This is a genomic window from Streptomyces sp. NBC_00273 (assembly GCF_036178145.1).
Lineage (GTDB): Bacteria > Actinomycetota > Actinomycetes > Streptomycetales > Streptomycetaceae > Streptomyces.
This window is the reverse complement of sequence record NZ_CP108067.1, coordinates 1,894,750-1,911,990: the sequence shown is the minus strand read 5'-3', so window position 1 is coordinate 1,911,990 and position 17,241 is coordinate 1,894,750. Positions and strand designations below refer to the sequence as shown.

16 protein-coding genes and 2 pseudogenes are annotated in these 17,241 nt (G+C 71.0%); 7 read left to right on the top strand and 11 right to left on the bottom strand.

The window, feature by feature from the left end:
* The first annotated feature begins 128 nt into the window (after positions 1-128).
* Positions 129-1,577 (top strand): helix-turn-helix transcriptional regulator, encoded by a 1,449-nt coding sequence (locus tag OG386_RS08125; protein WP_328787486.1) that lies wholly within the window; start codon positions 129-131, stop codon positions 1,575-1,577.
* Here OG386_RS08125 and OG386_RS08120 read toward each other — a convergent pair.
* Positions 1,562-1,843, bottom strand: coding sequence for a hypothetical protein (locus OG386_RS08120; RefSeq protein WP_328787485.1), 282 nt, complete (start codon positions 1,841-1,843; stop codon positions 1,562-1,564). The genes OG386_RS08125 and OG386_RS08120 overlap by 16 nt on opposite strands.
* 117 nt (positions 1,844-1,960) lie before the next feature.
* On the opposite strand from OG386_RS08120, the gene OG386_RS08115 reads away from it, so the two are divergent.
* Together OG386_RS08115 and OG386_RS08110 are read left to right on the top strand one after the other, a co-directional pair.
* Positions 1,961-2,305, top strand: a complete 345-nt coding sequence (locus tag OG386_RS08115; protein WP_328787484.1) for a hypothetical protein — start codon at positions 1,961-1,963, stop codon at positions 2,303-2,305.
* 38 nt (positions 2,306-2,343) lie between these two features.
* Positions 2,344-3,070: pseudogene (locus tag OG386_RS08110) on the top strand (IS5 family transposase).
* Positions 3,071-3,237: 167 nt separating this feature from the next.
* Here OG386_RS08110 and OG386_RS08105 read toward each other — a convergent pair.
* Positions 3,238-4,110: an IS3 family transposase gene (locus tag OG386_RS08105; protein ID WP_328786315.1), complete on the bottom strand. Its 873-nt coding sequence runs from the start codon at positions 4,108-4,110 to the stop codon at positions 3,238-3,240.
* On the bottom strand, positions 4,107-4,415 hold the full coding sequence (locus OG386_RS08100; protein WP_032759650.1) for an IS3 family transposase: 309 nt from the start codon (positions 4,413-4,415) through the stop codon (positions 4,107-4,109). The genes OG386_RS08105 and OG386_RS08100 overlap by 4 nt, the downstream gene beginning before the upstream one ends.
* 30 nt (positions 4,416-4,445) lie before the next feature.
* Here OG386_RS08100 and OG386_RS08095 point away from each other — a divergent pair.
* Both OG386_RS08095 and OG386_RS08090 read left to right on the top strand, forming a co-directional pair.
* Positions 4,446-5,250 (top strand): annotated as a pseudogene (locus OG386_RS08095) (IS5 family transposase).
* Positions 5,251-5,447: 197 nt separating this feature from the next.
* Positions 5,448-5,918: an SMI1/KNR4 family protein gene (locus OG386_RS08090; protein WP_328787483.1), complete on the top strand. Its 471-nt coding sequence runs from the start codon at positions 5,448-5,450 to the stop codon at positions 5,916-5,918.
* Between the two features lie 237 nt (positions 5,919-6,155).
* On the opposite strand, the gene OG386_RS08085 is transcribed toward OG386_RS08090, so the two are convergent.
* Together OG386_RS08085 and OG386_RS08080 are read right to left on the bottom strand one after the other, a co-directional pair.
* Positions 6,156-9,893 (bottom strand): DEAD/DEAH box helicase, encoded by a 3,738-nt coding sequence (locus OG386_RS08085; protein WP_328787482.1) that lies wholly within the window; start codon positions 9,891-9,893, stop codon positions 6,156-6,158.
* A gap of 698 nt (positions 9,894-10,591) precedes the next feature.
* Positions 10,592-11,872 (bottom strand): MFS transporter, encoded by a 1,281-nt coding sequence (locus OG386_RS08080; RefSeq protein ID WP_328787481.1) that lies wholly within the window; start codon positions 11,870-11,872, stop codon positions 10,592-10,594.
* 97 nt (positions 11,873-11,969) lie between these two features.
* Between OG386_RS08080 and OG386_RS08075 the strand changes: the two genes are divergently transcribed.
* Entirely contained in the window at positions 11,970-12,350 is a 381-nt protein-coding gene (locus OG386_RS08075; protein WP_328787480.1) for an ArsR/SmtB family transcription factor, read from the top strand.
* A gap of 172 nt (positions 12,351-12,522) precedes the next feature.
* Here OG386_RS08075 and OG386_RS08070 read toward each other — a convergent pair whose 3' ends face one another.
* The 3 genes from OG386_RS08070 to OG386_RS46900 are packed head-to-tail and all read right to left on the bottom strand — an operon-like array spanning position 12,523 to position 14,206.
* Positions 12,523-13,026, bottom strand: coding sequence for a cupin domain-containing protein (locus OG386_RS08070; protein ID WP_405790868.1), 504 nt, complete (start codon positions 13,024-13,026; stop codon positions 12,523-12,525).
* Complete coding sequence (locus OG386_RS46905; protein ID WP_405790869.1) at positions 12,915-13,640, bottom strand: hypothetical protein; 726 nt, start codon at positions 13,638-13,640, stop codon at positions 12,915-12,917. Before OG386_RS46905 ends, OG386_RS08070 begins: the two co-directional genes overlap by 112 nt.
* Complete coding sequence (locus OG386_RS46900; protein ID WP_405790871.1) at positions 13,556-14,206, bottom strand: beta-ketoacyl synthase N-terminal-like domain-containing protein; 651 nt, start codon at positions 14,204-14,206, stop codon at positions 13,556-13,558. Before OG386_RS46900 ends, OG386_RS46905 begins: the two co-directional genes overlap by 85 nt.
* A gap of 454 nt (positions 14,207-14,660) precedes the next feature.
* On the opposite strand from OG386_RS46900, the gene OG386_RS08065 reads away from it, so the two are divergent.
* Positions 14,661-15,068 (top strand): hypothetical protein, encoded by a 408-nt coding sequence (locus tag OG386_RS08065; protein ID WP_328787478.1) that lies wholly within the window; start codon positions 14,661-14,663, stop codon positions 15,066-15,068.
* A gap of 427 nt (positions 15,069-15,495) precedes the next feature.
* Here the strand turns inward: OG386_RS08065 and OG386_RS08060 are convergent, their stop codons facing one another.
* Genes OG386_RS08060 through OG386_RS08050 form a run of 3 tightly spaced genes read right to left on the bottom strand, consistent with a single transcriptional unit; the run spans position 15,496 to position 17,158 of the window.
* Entirely contained in the window at positions 15,496-16,461 is a 966-nt protein-coding gene (locus OG386_RS08060; RefSeq protein WP_328787477.1) for a hypothetical protein, read from the bottom strand.
* Positions 16,462-16,487: 26 nt separating this feature from the next.
* Positions 16,488-16,829, bottom strand: coding sequence for a hypothetical protein (locus OG386_RS08055; protein WP_328787476.1), 342 nt, complete (start codon positions 16,827-16,829; stop codon positions 16,488-16,490).
* The gene (locus OG386_RS08050; RefSeq protein WP_328787475.1) at positions 16,799-17,158 is read right to left on the bottom strand and encodes a hypothetical protein; all 360 of its coding nucleotides are present in this window, start codon (positions 17,156-17,158) and stop codon (positions 16,799-16,801) included. Before OG386_RS08050 ends, OG386_RS08055 begins: the two co-directional genes overlap by 31 nt.
* Between the last annotated feature and the right edge of the window lie 83 nt (positions 17,159-17,241).

Sequence of the window (17,241 nt, the reverse complement as noted above, 5' to 3'; positions counted from 1 at the left end):
GGTGTGTGGTCCTGTGTGAACCGCCGCCCGTCCCGGCCGACTGTGATCACCACTGTGCCAACCCGGCGCCGGCGGCGGCAGCCCTGCCGGGCATCATCTGTGTGCCATGCACTTTTAGGAGGGGTTCCGTGGACGAACCAGCAGGTGACGGCGGGTCGGCGGGAATACAGGGACTCGACGGCGCCGCGGTCCTGCTCTACCGCTGGACCGTCGTCCACGCCCACCTCACCCGGGACACCCTGGCCCGGGCCGCGGCGGAGACCGGCATCGACGACCACGAGGCGGCCCGGGCCCTGGACTCCCTCCTCGCCGCCTGCCTCCTCCAGGAGCTCCCCGCCGCCGGGACCCAGGGCGTGCGCTGGCAGCCGGTCAGCCCGCAGGCCGCCGCGAGCCGGCTGCTCTCCGACCGGGACGCCGCGCTACGCGCCCAGGAAGAGACCCTGCGCACCCAGCGCCGCCGGATCCAGGCGGAGCAGGACAGCCTCGCCGCCCTCACGCCCGTCTACCTCCAGGCCCGCCAGCACGCCTTCCCCCAGGGCACCATCGACCACCTACCCGACAAGTTCGCGGTCCGCACCCTGCTCACCGACGTCATCGACTCCTGCCACAGCGAGGTCCTGGTCTCCAAGCACGGCGGCTCCTTCCCCGTCGCCGCCCTGCGTGAAGCCCTGCCGCGCGACCTGGCCCTCCTGGAACGCGGCATCCGCATGCGCAGCCTCTACCAGCACGCCACCCGCTTCGACCAGCCCACCCGCACCCACGCCGAGCAACTGGTCGCCGCCGGCGCCGAGATCCGTACCCTGCCCGAGGTCCTGCCCCAGATGATCATCGTGGACCGGGCCCTGGCCCTGCTCCCCGCCCGCTCCGGCGGCGCGCTGCTCATCCGCGAACCCGACCTCCTCGGCTACCTCCTGGACGTCTTCGAACGGGACTGGGCCAACGCCACCCCGTACGCCACCGGCCCCCAGGCCGCGTCCGACGTCTCCCGGACCATGAAGCAGGCCATCCTCGTCCTGCTTGCCAAGGGCCTCAAGGACGACACCATCGCCCGCCGCCTCGGCATCTCCCTCCGCACCTGCCGTCGGCACGTCTCGGAGCTCTTGGAGACCCTCGGAGCCCACAGCCGCTTCGAAGCGGGCGTCATCGCCGAACGGCAGGGGCTGACCCGGCACCACGTACCGACGCCCGTGGGCGCGGAGGCCGTAGAGGTCGCCGGGGCCACAGAGGCCAGAAAGCCCGCTGAGGTCGGTGAGACCACAGTGGTCGCCGGAGACGCCGGAGACGCCGGAGACGCCGGAGACGCCGGAGACGGAGAGACCGCGGAGGCCGGCGCCGCAGCGTCCGCCGGGCCCGCCGCCTCCGCCCGTCCCGCCTGTCCCGCCGCCTCCGCCCGTCCCGCCTGTCCCGCCTGTGGCGACCCCCTGCCGCCCCGGCCCGCGGGTCCGGTCAACGGGCGTCCGGCCCGGTACTGCTCGCCTGCCTGCCGCTCCCGCGCCTACCGCGAGCGCACCCGCCTGGCCGCCGCGCAGCAGGGGGCGGCCCCGGCCACGGCCGGCGACCGTTACGAAACCCCGTGACGGCGTGACGAAACCCCGGTGCGGGCTGCCGGCCCGGCAGCGGACCGGCGTCCGGGGCGACGAATCCGGTCCGGGTCGCTACGTAACCTCCGCGCCGGGGTCTTGCCGTCCTGGGCCTGCTGGGCCCAGGTGGCGGCCGTCCTGGCCAGGGACTCGAGGACGGCAGGCTTGTAGTCGTCGTGGCTGCCCCGCTCCGAGACGTAGACCACGACCGTGCCGACCCGGACGTAGGCGTGGGCCTCGCCCTTCGAGAGCTCGAAGGCCATGGACTGCTTGCCCAGGTCAGGCAGCGAACGCGGCTTCCCGGTCTTCTCGTCCGGCGGTCAACTCGGTGTAGACCCGCTGGGCGTCGGCGACCGAGGCGGGTGGTCTGTTCCACGGCCATGTCACCCTCGACATGCCGGGAAAGGTCGCCGACTTCCTCCGCACCGCCCGAGTTGGAGCCCGCCGAGCGGGCCGCGCTCGACCAGGGCGTGGCCGTGCGGCGAGGCCAGGGCCACACCCTGCACGCCACCGCCGCCACCGCGGCGCACCGTCAGCTCCTCGCCCAGTGCCAGCCGCTCGACGGCGGCCCGGGCCTCTCGGCAGTCCCGGCCCAGCGCAAGGCCCGCCGGGAGTACGAGAGCCGGGCCGGCGGTGAAGGCGATGGTCTCCGGGCTGCTGCTGTCCGGCCGTACCACCACGACAAGCAGGTCCCAGCGGTGCCGGGCGCCGCCTCCCGCAGCTAAGACCGTGTCCTATGTGGTGAGGTGTCGTTGAGCCCGTCATGGGGCGGGGTACGTGGAGTTGGATTGTTCCGGACGGGTTGTGGGAGATCGCGAAGCCGCTGATCCCGCCGTCGAAGGTGCGGTCGCAGGGCGGCGGGACGCAGGACACGCCTGATGAGACGCTGTTCGCGGCGATCATCTACGTGCTTGTCAGCGGCTGTGCCTGGCGGGCACTGCCACCATGTTTCGGGATCTCGAAGTCGACGGCCCATCGTCGGTTCCTGATCTGGTCGCGGGCCGGAGTCTGGGGCCGGCTGCACGAGGAGATCCTGCACCGCCTTGACAACGCCGGCCTCCTCGATCTTTCCCGCATCGTCCTCGACTCCGCACACGTGCGGGCTAAACAGGGGGCGAACTCACAGGTCCGAGCCCCGTGGACCGGGGCAAGCCGGGCTCCAAGATGCACGTCTTGTCGGACGCGGCCGGACTGCCCATGGTCGTCGGCCTCTCAGCGGCCAACACCCACGACAGCGGGCCTACGACATACCTGAACTGCGGAAATGGCTTCGTGGCAAACGGATCGGCGTCCGCATCGCCCGCAAAGGCATCGAGTCATCAGAACGACTCGGGCGCCGCCGGTGGGTGATCGAACGGACCATGTCATGGCTGACCGGGTACCGCCGGCTCAACCACCGCTACGAACGCCAACCCCGCAACTACCTGGCCTTCCTCGATCTCGCCGCCGCCATCTGTTGCTACAAGCGACTCGTCCGCCTCACCACATAGGACACGGTCTAACAACGGCTAACACAATGAGGTGGATCGGCTCTGACAGCAGTGCCCTGGGTGGAAGTTGAGCGTTCACCCCGGCGTGGGGAACTTGCCGTGGACCGTGCCGGATGAGCTGTGGGACTGAGCTTGCTCCGCTTTGACGGACACCATTGGTGTGGTGGTCAGGCCGCGAGTACGGTCTCGTATTCGGCGGGACTTCGGTAGCCGAGGCTGCTGTGTAGCCGCTGCAAGTTGTACCAGCTCTCGATCCACTCGAAGATCGCAGTGCGGGCGAGAGCCCTGCTGGGCCAGGGTTTCGTGCCGAGCAGTTCCCGTTTGATCGTCGCGAAGAAGGACTCGGCGAGGGCGTTGTCCCAGCACTGTCCGGTGCGGCCGACCGATAGCTGGACGTCGAACTCACCTGCCAGGGACGCGAATTGCTGGCTGGTGTACTGGCATCCGCGGTCCGAGTGGAAGATCACCGGCCGGGCGGGGCGGCGCCGCCGGCAGGCGGTCGTAAGGGCTTCGGCGACCAGGTCGGTCCGCAGATGATCGGCGGTTGCCCAGCCGACGACACGGCGGGAGGCGATGTCGATGACGGTGGCCAGGTAGAGCCAGCCCTGATCGGTCGGGATATACGTGATGTCGCCGCACCAGCGGACGTCGAGTGCGGCCGGGTCGGGTGCGAAGTCGCGCCCGATGAGGTCGGGCCTCGCGGCGGCCCGCGGGTCGGGGGCGGTGGTCACGTGTCGCCGCCTGCGGTGCCGGCCTTCGAGTCCGGCGTCCCGCATCAGTCTGGCCACGCGGCGCCGTCCGCATCTTTCGCCCTCGCGTTGCAGAACGGCGTGGAGGCGTGGGGCCCCGTAGGTGCCACGGGAGTGCTCGTGGGCCTCGGTGATCTTCACGGTCAGCTCCAGGTCGCGGACCGCGCGGGGGCCGGGAGTTCCGTTGCGGCGGGCATAGAAGGCGGTGCGGGAGACCTTGAGCAGTTCACACGCGCGTTTGACGTTGTGGTTGCTCTGCTTCTCCGCCTCGATGAACGGGTGCACCGTCACCGGGTCTCCTTCGCGAAGAAAGCCGTGGCCCGCTTGAGGATGTCGACGTCCTCGCGCAGGCGGCGGTTCTCCCGCCGCAGCGCGGCCAGCTCCTCACGCTCGCTGCTGGTCAGCCCGTCTCGCTCGCCCGCGTCGACCTCGGCCTGCTTGACCCAGTCCCGCACCGCGGTCTCGGTCAGATCGAAGTCCTTGGCTATCTGACCGACCGAGCGGTCACCGCGCCGGCACAGCTCGACGATCTCGGCCTTGAACTCCGACGTGAACGAACGGCGAGGGCGAGGCTTCTTCTTCCCCATGCTCTCCATGATGGACATCCTCCCGGGGACGAACCCCTGATCTCGAATGTCCGTCAAAGCGGATCAAGCCCAGACCGCCTGGAGCCGCTACTGCCTCAACGTGAGCGGCGCTTCCGGTACTCGGGCCGCAAGCCGCTGCCGGACCGACAGGTGCTGTCCGGGATCCTGTACGTGCTGCACACCGGTATCCAGTGGGAGTACCTGCCGAAGGAGCTGGGCTTCGGCTCGGGCATGACGTGCTGGCGCAGACTGCGGGACTGGAACGAGGCTGGCGTGTGGCAGCAACTGCGCGAGGTGCTTCTGGCCGAGCTAAACGCGGCCCTGCGGCTGGACTGGTCCCGCTGCGTGGTCGACTCCTCCCACGTCAGGGCCCTACAAGGGGGAGCCATACGGGTCCGTCGCCGGTCGATCGGGGCCGGGCCGGCTCAAAGCACCACTTGATCACCGACGGGCACGGCACCCCGCTCGCGGTCCTGCTGACCGGCGGCAACCGCAATGACGTCACCCAGCTGCTGCCGTTGCTCGACGCCATCCCACCGGTCCGCGGCCGTGTCGGCCGTCCCCGCCGCAAGCCCGACTCTGTGTTTGCCGACCGTGGCTATGACCACGACGTCTACCGGGACCAGGTCCGCGATCGCGGCATCGTGCCGGCGATTGCCCGCCGTGGAACGCGGCATGGCACCGGGCTGGGCACCTACCGGTGGGTGGTCGAGCGGCGTTTCCGTGGCTGCACGGCTTCCGACGCCTGAGGATCCGCTGGGAACGTCGGGCCGACATCCATGAGGCCTTCCTCAGACTGGCCTGCTGCCTCATCACCTTCCGACGAGTGAAATCATTGTGTTAGCTGTTTTGCGCTGCTGGACGGAACTCAAGCACCTCCGGACCGCAGCCGACAACCGCACCGGTGGCCATGTTTGACCTCTCTTGGCAGCCGCCGAGACCGGCGACCCACAGCGACGAGGAAGGAACTCTGATATGCCTCAGCCTGCTGTCGCTCGCCTGCGTCAGCTACTCCCGCCACCTGTCTCCGGAGGGGACGCGGTGGACTGGGAAGGGCTCTCCGACACGGCGCAGTTGGAACTCCCTGCGGACTATCGCGAGTTCGTGGAGTCGTACGGCGGGGGAGAGATCGACGAATACCTGTCCGTCAGTACGCCTCCCGTCCCGGGATCGCCGTATGGGGATCTCCTCGACAGAGTCGATCCCGCACTCTCGGACCGGGACTGCCAGGAACTGGGCGCTCTCCTTGGAAGGCAAGGCTTGCCGCTCCTGTTGCCCTTCGCGGACTCGGCGAGCAGCGATGTCGCCTTCTGGCTACGAAAGGGCGCACCCGACAGCTGGAGGGTGGTCACTTTTCGGAGGCAGGCGCCGTGGGGGGCGAACCGCTGGACGGTCTTCGACGGTGGCATGGCACAGTTCTGCCTGGCCGTCCTTACCGGCGCGGTGGATCCGTTCAGCGAGCCGATCGCGGGATCAGGGCCGCACGTGTTCGTGAACTGGCGCGACATGTAACCACCAGGCCGACTCGCGCGATCACCCGACCGTACTGCTGTCGTCAGGTGCCGCAAGGCAACTCACCTCATTGTGTTAGCCGTTGTAAGGCGCGAGTCGGCCAGCTTCCGTTCTGAGGATGAGTGGAATCTGTTGTGCACGGGCCAAGGGGTCGATTCTGGCTTGCGCCTTGAGTCGGGCTTGCGGCGTCGTATCGTGATGCCCGTGTAGCCCTCTGCTCTGCCGTTTCGTCGGCGGTTACTCGCCCTCCGGCGGCCAGGTGGCGTGGTCGCGGAGGTGATGGAACTCCGTCAGCTCGGAGGCGAGGACGTCGAAGTGCGGCAGCGGGGCCCACAGGCTGCGCTCGCCGATGACGTAGAGGCGGCGTTTGGCGCGGCTCGCGGCGACGTTGAGCAGGTGCGGGGTGCGGGCCGCCCACTCGCGGGCGCCGGGCCGACCGCCGCCGAGCACGAGGACGACGACATCGGCTTCCTTGCCCTGGGCCCGGTGAACGGTGGCGCAGCGCTCCTCGATCAGTCCGGACGTCCAGCCGTCACGACCGCGGCAGATCTTCTGGCACTCGGCGACGAGGGCCCGGAAGGGGGCGATGACGCGTACGCGCTCGACGGTGACGCCCTGCCGGTGCAAGTGGTCGAGGACGAACTCGAAGGCCCGACGGTCGCGTTCGCCCCACGGGGCCTCGGACGGGCGGCCCGGGTCGTCGGTGTTGAGCCAGCGGCTGGGCAGCAGGCCGTCCCGTTCCGCATCGGGGAACGCCTTGGGTGCGGTGCCGTAGACCATGAGGCCGCCGTAGGCGACCTCGTTGCTGACCGTGAACATCGGCTCTTCGCAGCGGCGGTGCACGCGCAGCGGAGAGCCCACCCAGACGGGCTCGTCGTCGGTGTCCGGGGCCGGCAGGTAGGTGCCGTAGCGGTTGGTCCGGTCGGCGACGGCCTGGGCCGAGGTGGCCGAGGGCAGCCAGTGCTCGTCGACTCCGTAGGCGTTCAGCAGCCGGCGCTGCAGGGCCGTGGGCATGGTGACGACGGGTTCGAGCTGGAGCGGATCGCCGACCAGGACGGCGCGGCGGGCGCGCCACAGAGCGCCGGCGGCGGCTTGCGGGGTGGCCTGCCCGGCCTCGTCGACGAGGACCCAGCCGATCGACTCCCGGCCGAGGCGGGCGAACATGCTGCCGATGGAGGAGAAGGTGGTGGAGACGACGGGCACAAGGAGGAACAGGGTCTGCCAGGCGTGTTCGACCTCCTCGTCGGGTACGGGCCCGTTGGTGCCGGCCATCAACTCCATGAGGACCTGGAGGTTGCCGCGGACCTTCTTCGCGGCGCCGGCGGCGAAGGCGCGGTGCAGGTCGAGGGCGCGCAGGAACAGGTCGCTGCGCGCGGTGGACCAGGCCTCGTCGGACCAGGGCGAGCCGAGTTCCTGGTCGGCTTCGGCGAGGTGCGACCAGCCGAGCGGCAGGGACGGCAGCGTCCGGGCAGCCTCCCGCAGTTCGCGGTGGCAGCCGTCGAGTTCGGCCACGGCGGCCCGCAGGTCGCGGCGGGCCGCGTCTGCGATGTGCCGGGCGTGTCGGAGGGCGGCGGCTGCCACGGCCTCCCGCGCGCTCGCGGCCCGTTCGTGGTCGAGGGCTGCGGTGAGGCCGGCGGCGGCCTCGTCGACGACGGTGCCGGATCGGGTGTGCCGGTCGGCGGCGAGGGACTCGGCGCGTACGGCCGCGGCGACCTGCTCCAGGGAGTCCTCGAGCGCGGTGCGCTGCTGGACGAGCAGGTGCGCGATCTCGGCCTGGGTGTGCTCCTGCTGCCGTTCGGCGGCCTGCCGGTCGGCCGTGCTCTGCAGCAAGCGGCGCAGCCCGCCGCGCAGGCCGCGCTCGACGGCCGGGGGAGCGTCGTGGCGTGCGGTCAGCGCGGTCACGTGCGCGCGATGGTGAGCGGCCAGTTCGCGGGCGGCCGACAGGTCCGCGCGGACGGTGGCCAGCTCCTGGCGGGCCCGCGGTACGTGTTCGGAGGCCGCCCCGTATCCGGCCTCGGCCGCCGCGGTGGCGGTCCGGGCGGCAGCGGTGCCGGCGGCGGCCCGGTCCAGGACCGTCGTGGCGGCGGCGACCTGCTGGTCGGCCCGGGACACGGCGGCTTCCAGGTCCGCGATCCGCTGCCCGGCCGACGGGGACTCGACGGCCGTCAGGGCCCCGGCCAGCCGGGCGCGTCCGGCGCGCAGCCGCTCCACCTCGGCCTGGGCGGTACGGAACGCAGCGACGGCGTCGGTCCACGACGGCACGGGCTGGGCGGGCCCCGCCGCCGCGGCCGCAGCCTGGTCCGCCGGGGTGACGGGACGCCGGCCTCCGGGCGGGGGCTTCGGCGGAAGCCAGTCGCGCAGGACCTCCTGCATGCCGCGCAGCGGCGGCAGTCCCGCAGCGGAGCGAGCCTGGGTCTCCTTCTCGGGCAGCCGGCCCCACCAGAACCGGTTTCCGAACTCCTTGCGGTTGGTTTTGTTGCCGAGCACCGCCGCGACTAGACCCCAGGCTGGCCCGCCGAGGAGCGCGGAGGCGAGGTCGGAGAAGTGGTCGGGGCCGCCGTGCCAGTGCTCGCCGAGCGCGCCCATGCCGGGCAGTTCGGCGGTGATGTTCTCCACGGCGCCGTTGTTGGAGGAGGTGACCACGATCTCGAACCCGGTCAGCCGCGGGTCGAGCCGCGACACGGTGCGGGGGTAGGTGCCCTGGCGGTCCCTGCCCTGCCAGGCCGGACCGGTGAACGCCTTCTCGGGCCGGTCGAACGTGGCCAGCACCGCCGCTCGCTCGACGACCAGGGCGGCGACCAGGTCCCGCAGCATCGTGGTCTTGCCCGTGCCCGGCGGGCCGTTCACGGAGAACATCCCGCCCTCGGTTCCCGCTCGGTCGGCGAGCATGCGGTCGACCGCGAACTGCTGGCTCAGGGCGAGCGGGAACCGTGCCGGTGCGGGCCAGCGGCCGGCCGGAACCAGGTCCGGAGCCACCCCTTCCAGGACGACCCCGCGCTCCCGGCGCACATCCGTCCGCGCCCCCACGGCTACCGCGTCGAGCTCGGTCAGGTACGCCTCCAGCGCCGGGCCGAACCCCTTCCCGATGGCCGCGGACACCCGGGCCAGATCAGGGGGAAGGAGACTGTTCAAGAACGGCGCGGCGGCGGCGACCTTCGCCTGCGGGTCCCGCGGCCGTTGGACCAGCCTGCTGCGCACCCGGACCACCTGCGGGCGCAGGTGGTCCCGTACCCCGCACAGGTCGGCGATCTGCGCGGTCAGGGCGACCAGATCGGCGAACCCGAGTGCACGGGCACCGGTGCCAGCCCCGTGATCCGCCTCGGTCGACATGTCAGGACCGTCGGCCGACGCCCCCTCGGGGACGCCCCGGGTGCCGTCCGGCCGCCCGGACTGCACCTGCTCCTCGGCGGAGCGGCGGGCTGCGACCCAGTCCGCGGCGCGGCGCACCAGGGGTTCCGCGGCGCCCTGCAGGGCGGCGCCGGCGACCTCGCCGAACAGGGCCCCGACCGCGCCGACGGCAGCGCCGCCCAGGATCTCGGCGAGCAGCCGCTGCCAGCCGCCGCCGGCCCCGGCCGGAGCTCCCGGCCCAGCCGCGGAGCCGGGCCACCGCTCGTACGCCGTTCCGGCGGTCGGGGCGGTGGGGCCGTAAGGGATCGCGGTGGCCGTAAGCTCGTCGATCGCCTTGCCGAACGCGTCGTCGAGTTCCTCGAACCCGTCCAGCCACCCCGGTGCGGACGGCCCGGGATCGAACAGGCGGCCGGTCGCCCAGGCGCACGCGGAGATCACGGACGTGTCTTCGAGCGGTCGGCCCTCGTCGTCCAGGACCAGCGCGAACATCGCGCTCTGGCCCGACAGCACCAGCTCGGTCTGCGGCACGCCGGGGTCGGGATCGGTCCCCGCGGGCAGTACGGCGATCATTGCCTGGCGGAGCAGTTCCAGATCGAAGACCCCGCAGTAGACCTCGTGCCGCCACATGCGGCCGTGCGGTGCCCGCCGTGCCCCCGTCTCCGGATGGTCCGGAGCCCACGGCAGGAGCGGTGGCACCCGACCCGGCTCCGGAGTCAGGTCAACTACGCACTCGTCCCTCGGCCCGGAGCGCGCGGCGGGGCGCCGGCGAGGCAGTGCCGGGATGGTTGGCGGACTGAACAGTTCGATCGCGCGCCAGCACTCCAGCAGGGCCTTCCGTCGACGGTCCTGCGCGTGTCCGCTCCGCACCCACTGCCCCCGTGTCGCACGCGCGGCATGTTGCCGCTCCCTTGAAGATCAGCCGTATCGCTGAATCTACCGGACCGTCAGCAGGGCGTGCCCGGCGCCGGAACGCCTGAGCCCACAGGGCTGGTTCGGCCGACATGGGCACGGGGCGGCAGTCTGCCCGGTGATGAGCGGATTTCTCGGCGGGTGAAAGCGCGCGGGGTGCAGGGCGCCGAGTCGCGTAGCTCCGTCGGGTGTCCTGGACCGCGGGGCAGGGCGATGGCCGAACGGGCCGGAGTCGCCCCGGAAGCGGAATGGGTCGCTGACCGGGGGAGTCCGGCCCGTTCGGCGACCTCGGACACGTCGGCCGCGTTCTGGGTGCGTCGATCCTGTCCGGTGTGTGCGCGGCGGGCGGGGTTGCCGGGGGGGCCGGGTCGGGGCATCCGTCCGTACCGCCGTACGGCGGTCTGCGGTCGAGGGGCTCAGGCGGGCTCGGGGGCCCGGCGGCGGGTGCTGATCACCACGAGGCCGCCGATCACCGCGAGGGCCGTCAGGGCGGCGGCGAAGACGGTCGCCCCATTGGGCAGGCCCACGGCGTCGCTCAGGTAGCCGGCGGAGACCGGAAGGATGCCGGCGGGGAGGTAACCGCCCACATTGAGGGCCGCGTTGGCCTCGGCGAGCCGCCGCGGCGGCACGGTGGAGTTGAGCAGCGAGAGCCCGCCCAGCTGGCCCATCCCCTGCCCGGCGCCGGCCAGCAGTGCGGAGGCGATGAGGACCGCCACCGACGAGGAGTGCACGGCGACGACGAGGGCGGCCATGCTGAGGGTGGTGCCGGCCGCCCCGGTGATCAGGATGGTGCGGCGGCGCAACTTCTGGACGGCGAACTGCACGCCGGTGGCCGAGAGGAACATCGCGAAGGCCATGACCCCGGCCACCACCCGGCTGGTGGTGCCGAGCAGGCCCGACAGGAGCGAGGGGCCGAGCGAGAGGACGAACGAGGTGGCGGTGATGCCGGGGGCGAACACCGCGATACCCAGGACGAGTTGCGGGCCGTTGCCCTTCGGTACGCCCGGGATGCGGACCCAAGCGCCCTTCGGGGGTGCGGTGGGCCGACGTACGGGCATGCGCAGCACCGCGAGGATCGCGGTCGTGAGCAGCACGATCTCGACGATGAAGACGGTGACGGTGGGGGCCGGCGCCGTCTCGGACAGGATGCCCGCGAGGAGCGGGCCGAGGCCCGCGCCGAAGACCATGGCGCACGAGGCGAGCAGGGCGGCGAGGCGCTTGCGCGCCTGTCCGGCCACATCGGTCACCGCGGCCATGCCGGCGGAGACGACGGCGCCGACGGCGATGCCGGTGAACAGACGGGCCGCGATCAGCGCGGCCACCGACGAGGCGGTCGCGAAGATCACGCATGCCGCGACGCCGAGGGTGAGGGCGGGGAGGAGTACGGGCTTGCGGCCGAGCCGGTCGGAGACCACGCCCGAGACGAGTAGGGACCCGAGCAGTCCGACGATGTAGAACGCGAAGATCACGGTCAGGGTGCCCTTGGAGAAACCGATGTCCTTCTGCCACAGCACGTACAACGGGGTGGCCGCGTTGGACAGGATGAACACCGCGGTGACGGGCCAGGCGGCCAGCCAGACCCACCAGGTGGGCGCCAGGGTGGCGGTGGCCGGGCCCGAGTCCTGTGCCGTCCGCGCCGCTTTGGTGTGCCGCGCTCCGCTCGCTGCGTACCTGGGCACCGTTCGACTTTCCGACATGAGCGTTTCCTCCGTCGAGGCATGTACGAGTTAAGTCGAACTTAGCATGTTGTACGATTCAACTCGTACATAGGATTCGGGTTATGAGGAGTGGCCCATGTCAGCGACGACGCGATCAGTGACCACCATCAAGGTGCTGCCGGAGCCTGCCGGGCTCCCGGAGCCCCTTGCCGAACCGGCGGTGGATGAACTGCGGCTCGAAAAGGTGCTGGGGGCGCTGAGCGATCCTCTGCGCCTGGGGATCGTGCGCAAACTCCTCCTGGAGTCGGAGGAGTTCGACCATTCCTGCGGGTGGTTCGGCCTGGACCGTCCCAAGTCCTCCCTCACCCACCACTTCAAGGCGCTGCGCGAAGCGGGCATCACGAGGCAGCGGCAGTACGGTCTGGAGCGGCGCAGCCACGTACGCGTCGACGACCTCGACGCGCGCTTCCCCGGACTCCTCGACCTCGTCGCGGACTGGACGCCGGCCTCGCGCTAGCGGGGCGTGGCGGGCTCGCTGCAGTACCCCGTCCTCCTGGTCATCTCGGCCCTCGCTCTGCCGGGCCTCCTCAGGCAGCGCCCATCGGTACCGCTCCGGTCCGTGCGCCTGCGCCTGGACGCGTCCGCGGATGAGCGTGCCCCCGCCCCATGGGGCCCGGCCACGAGCTACGTCACGTGGAGGAAGTGCCGGTCGTGTGCGGCTGGGTGGGGCGGCAGTAGCGGTGGATGAGCTCGGCATGCGCGGGGAAGCGCGCGATGAGCTCGTCGGGCCGGCCGAGGGTCATGTCGGCGTAGTCGAAGCCGGGCGCGACGGCTTCGCTGATCAGGGCGTGGTCTCCGGCGGTGAGGTGGGAGGCCTTCCAGACGCCTCCCGGTACAGCGAGGGTGAGGAGCTGTCCTTGGCCGGGGTCCGGCCCGAGGACGGCGGTGGAGTGGCGGCCGTCGGGGTGGAGCAGGTGGTAGGTGATGGGTTCGCCGTGGTGGTGGAAGTGCAGGATGTCGGACCGGTTCAGGTGCCAGTGACCGATCGGGGACCAGTGGGTGAGCAGGTAGTGGATGGAGGTCAGTGTGTAGCGGTCCCCGTGGGGTGTGCGGATCCGGGGGCGGTGGTCTGCCTGGAAGGTCCGGCGGAAGTACCCGCCCTCCACGTGGGCTTCCAGGCCGAGGGCGTCGATCCACTGGTGCGCTGTGAGCACGCTGTCCTCCTGCAGTCGTTGACGGGGCTTTCCTGGCGCCCGCGCGCTGTCCGTGACAGGGACAGCAGTGAGTACCTGCTCCCGATGGGTCCCGGGCACTCGTGGGAGGCGCGGTTCACCTTCGCTGGTAGCCGAAGCCGACGGTGACACTTCACCGGCCGGGGAGCGTGGAGATTCTCGCTGCGCCACTGTACGACTACGCCTGGACGCCACGGTTGAGGATGCTTCCCGGTACGGCCAAGGCCCGGCCGCAGGGGCCGGCTGACCGCAGGCAGCAGTACCCCGTCGCTCACGCCTCGCCGGGATCCGGGTGCCACGCGGCCGGTCCGCGGCCTCGCCGGCCACTCGGCAGCGCATCGTCCGATGCGGGCTACGAGGTGCGTTCCAGGAGCAGCCATGCCTTGGCCGCCGGCGGCGACGGCGACGACGGTGATCAGGGCGGTGGTGGTCAGCCGGGCGCCGGCGGCGCCGTAGGGCTCGCCGAGGGCGATGGAGCCGCCGTGCGGGTTCATCCGTTCCGGATCCAGGCCCGGCTCGGTGCAGTAGGCGAGGATCTGTGCGGCGAACGGTTCGTTGCCGGCGAAGGTGTCGATGGTCCGCGAGGGTCGGACCGGCCCGGGTGAGGACGGTCCTGGTCGCGGTGACGGGTACGGGGCCTTCGGTTTCGGGAGTGCCGGCCGAGACGACGGTGGCCACGATCCGGGCCAGCGGGATGTGGTCGTGGGCGCGTGCGTCGTTCTCGGACATCACCACGGCGGCGGCAGCCCCGTCGGACGGGGGCGCTGTTGCCTGCGGTGAGCGCCCGTCGGGGCGGGAACGCGGTGACAGCGCGGCGAGGGCCTGTTCGCGCGGGTCGCTCCAGCAGCACGCCCGGCCCGGAGCGCTGAACGGTGCGCCGGCCGGCGCTTCGGAAGGCGGGGTTCTCGGTGTCGGGCCAGGTGTCGGAGCTGCCGTAGGCCAGCCGCGACTGCGACTGCGACTCGACCCCGGCCGCGACGACAACGTCGGCGTCGCCGCAGCGCACTGCCTGCGCGGCCATGCGGATGGCCTGGAGCGAGGAGTTGCAGAAGCGGTTGACGGTGACTTTGGGCACGGGGTCCCAGCCGAGCAGCACGGCGGCGATCCGGGCGATGTCGAACCCTTGCTCGCCGCCGGGCAGGGCGCAGACGACCCATCAGGTCGTCCACGCTGCCGGGATGCAGGCCGGGCGTGCGGGCAAGGGCCTCGGTTGTTCCCCGTGCGGTGGTTCGTCCCGGTCGGGACCCGCGTCGGCTGGTCCGCACCGCCCACGCACTGCACCGGAACGGTGAGCACTACGCTGCCATGCTCCGCCTGGCGGGCGTTCCCGCTCGTGTCGACGACACTTGGTCGGCTGCCGGCGCCCTGGTGGGCCACGGCGCGATGGCCTTCGGTGACGCGGACCAGGTGGCGTGCCAACTGGTGCGACACCACGCGGCGGGAACCGGCGAGATCGTGCGGGGCAGCGGCGGCGTCCTCCTTGCGGAGAGCCCCGCGGCTGCTCTCGAAGACGTCCGGGGGATCGCCACGACAATGCGAAACTCCTGTAACGACGAGGCAGTCGTGGAAAGCGAACGAGAAACGGAACATTGGTCTTGATCATCGAGTACCTCTTCTTCAGCACCCTCGATCACCTGGGAGCCCTCGGCGGACGCGTCTTCGACAGCAGAACCGCCCGACGAGCACTCCGCAGGATCCACGACGGCGAAACGGTGCCCCTGAAGTGCAGGTACCGCTCGGCGGATCGACCCGCCCGGACCCTGAGGGGCGTCCTGCTGATCACCTCTCGTGATGCCACCCTGGCCTCCGAAGCGACCAGAATCGGATTGACGGCGACCACGCGGAGCGCGCGGGTCACCAAGGTGTCGGCGTACGGGAGCACCGTCTCGGTGGAGACGGACGATGCGACCACGGAACTGATCGTGTGGACCCGAGACGGCGCCCTGCTCGATCAGTTGGTCAACGCCCTCCAAAGCCGGACTGCTGCGACCGGTCGGTACTGACCCCATCCCTGCCGGGGCGTGCCCCCTGTCCAGAGGCCGGGGGGCCGCGCACGGATGATCAGCGCGGCCGTCACTGCCGTGGCTGCGGCCCCCGGCCACCTCCTGGAGCTCTACCTACCGCTCGAAGTGCCGGCGCAGGAAGCGGATCGAATGGGTCCGCATGCTCCGAGCCGCCGAGGACCGAACCAGGACCCTTGGCGCCGCAGGGGAGTTCTACGGCGGGGCGCCGGTCGGTCGTAGGCGATGTGGGCATCGGCAAGGGGCGCGTAGAGCTGGCGTACGGGTTCGCCGTCGCGCTCAGGAGCCGACGAACCACCGCAGGCCGTCGGTGGTCAGCATGGCACTGCTGGTGTCCGGGACGAGCCCGGCCCAGCCGCCCGTTCCAGACGGCCTGGCCCACCGTGATGTGTCAGGGCTTGATCTCACGTTACGCGCCGAGTGTGCTGCGTTCGGCTTTGGCGAGCAGTCCTTGCTGGGTTTGTTCATCCATCTTCCGTTCCTGGGCCCACGTACGGGCCATGTCGACGCCTTGCGTACGCAGCCGGTCGAAGCGCTCCCCCTCGGGGGCGTTCTTCAGGTTCTGGAGCCATACCGCCGAGAGTTCGGCGGCCCGGGGATCCTGATCGCTCTTCGGGGAGTCCTGTCCGTTCAGCAGCCCGTCCAGAACGGCCCCGCGCCATGCCCGTGCCTGTCCCTCGTCCTTGCCGTGGGTGACCGCGTCGGCGATGCCGTCGAGGATGCCGAGTGCTCGCGCGCTCTCGGTCGGGGGGACGGTGAGGGCGTAGCCCGTTGCGTCGGTGGGGACGGTGGCGAGCCGCTGAGCCGCGGACCGGGTTTCCGTCAGGCGCAGCAGGGCGTAGGCATGTGGGTCCTGCGCCATCGCGAGTAGCACTCCCCTGAGCGTGTTGGTGAAGACGGCAAGATGGTGAGTGCCTTCGGATTCCCATGGAGGGGCTTGGGGGCCAGCCCTGGTCACGTAGTTGACGTCGTTGCCGCCGAGCATCGCGTGCAGATCGGGTGCGTAGTCGGCCAGGGCGGTGGCGAGGGGGACACGCAGTGCGGGATCCAGGGTGAGTTCCGCTGGTTCTCCGGATCCGAGGGCGACGAACACGTCCTTCAGCGCCTGGGCCTGAGCCCGGGTGTGACGGCCGGGCGCGTCCCCGGCCGACGCCTTCACGATGGCCTCGGCAAGGGTTGCGCAGCTCATGCCCGGGTGGACGGCCGCGCCCACTGACTTCTGTACACGTTCGTCCCCGGCCAGGCCGTTGCACGGTTCAGCCGTCTCCCTGCCGAGCAGCAGCCATGCTCCGACACCTCCCAGCAGAGCCAGACAGAGCCCGAGCACGATGAATGCCTTGACTGGTGTCGTGCGGCGGGGGGTCTCCTGCGGCATGGCTGCCTTTCCTGTACGGGGTCACGTCAGTTGGTGGTGTCGGTCAGGTACTTGTGAGTGGCGTTGCTTCCTCGGTCGTGACCGTCGAGGATCTCGTCCTTCAGGCCGGCCCTCGCATCGGCGTTGATGTCCTGTCGGCCGTCCGCCCATGACTCGACCATGAGATTCAGCTGGTTGTTTGCCTCGAGGTAGTGGTCGGCGATGCCCGCGTTCGCCGTGACGTCCGCCTCCGCCTTCAGGTTGTTGCCCATGACCCAGGCCCAGGTGTCCACACCGCGCTGGATCGAGTCGCCGATCGCGATGGACATGCCGCCGGCTGTCGTGAAGTACAGCGGTGTCACCGCGCCCCCGATGACGTGGTAGGCCATCTCGACTTCCAGTCCGCCGCGCTGTATGCGGCCGTGCGGTCGTCGTTGAGGACGTCCTCCCTGATGGCGCTGTACGCCCCTAGGACGGCGCCGGCGTTGCTCAGCGGATTGCTCTGGGCGAAGCCGGTGGCGCCCTGCGGGATCTTCTCCATCTCCAGGCTGATGTAGCGGGACTCGGCCTTGTGCAGCGTGGCGTACGCCTCCGGGTCGTCCGAGAGACCGCGCATGAACTGGGCCAGGTCCTTCTGGGTGACCGCCATGTGGGTCTTGTCGCCGTCGTGGAAGAAGCCGTCGCCGGTGGCAGAGGTGATGTACTGGCTGCTGCCCATGCCGCCCAGGATCTGGTGGGTGTCCTCGGTGTAGGAGGACAGGGCGCGGGCGAGGGGTTCGCGGAGGTCCCGACGGCACGTTC

Coding starts and splice junctions, on each gene's coding strand:
- OG386_RS08080 (WP_328787481.1), bottom strand. CDS start 11,872: ATGTCGGAAAGTCGAACGGTGCCCAGGTACGCAGCGAGCGGAGCGCGG.
- OG386_RS08075 (WP_328787480.1), top strand. CDS start 11,970: ATGTCAGCGACGACGCGATCAGTGACCACCATCAAGGTGCTGCCGGAG.
- OG386_RS08060 (WP_328787477.1), bottom strand. CDS start 16,461: ATGCCGCAGGAGACCCCCCGCCGCACGACACCAGTCAAGGCATTCATC.
- OG386_RS08100 (WP_032759650.1), bottom strand. CDS start 4,415: ATGGAGAGCATGGGGAAGAAGAAGCCTCGCCCTCGCCGTTCGTTCACG.
- OG386_RS08120 (WP_328787485.1), bottom strand. CDS start 1,843: ATGGCCTTCGAGCTCTCGAAGGGCGAGGCCCACGCCTACGTCCGGGTC.
- OG386_RS08050 (WP_328787475.1), bottom strand. CDS start 17,158: ATGGGCAGCAGCCAGTACATCACCTCTGCCACCGGCGACGGCTTCTTC.
- OG386_RS08055 (WP_328787476.1), bottom strand. CDS start 16,829: ATGGCCTACCACGTCATCGGGGGCGCGGTGACACCGCTGTACTTCACG.
- OG386_RS08115 (WP_328787484.1), top strand. CDS start 1,961: ATGTCACCCTCGACATGCCGGGAAAGGTCGCCGACTTCCTCCGCACCG.
- OG386_RS08085 (WP_328787482.1), bottom strand. CDS start 9,893: ATGTGGCGGCACGAGGTCTACTGCGGGGTCTTCGATCTGGAACTGCTC.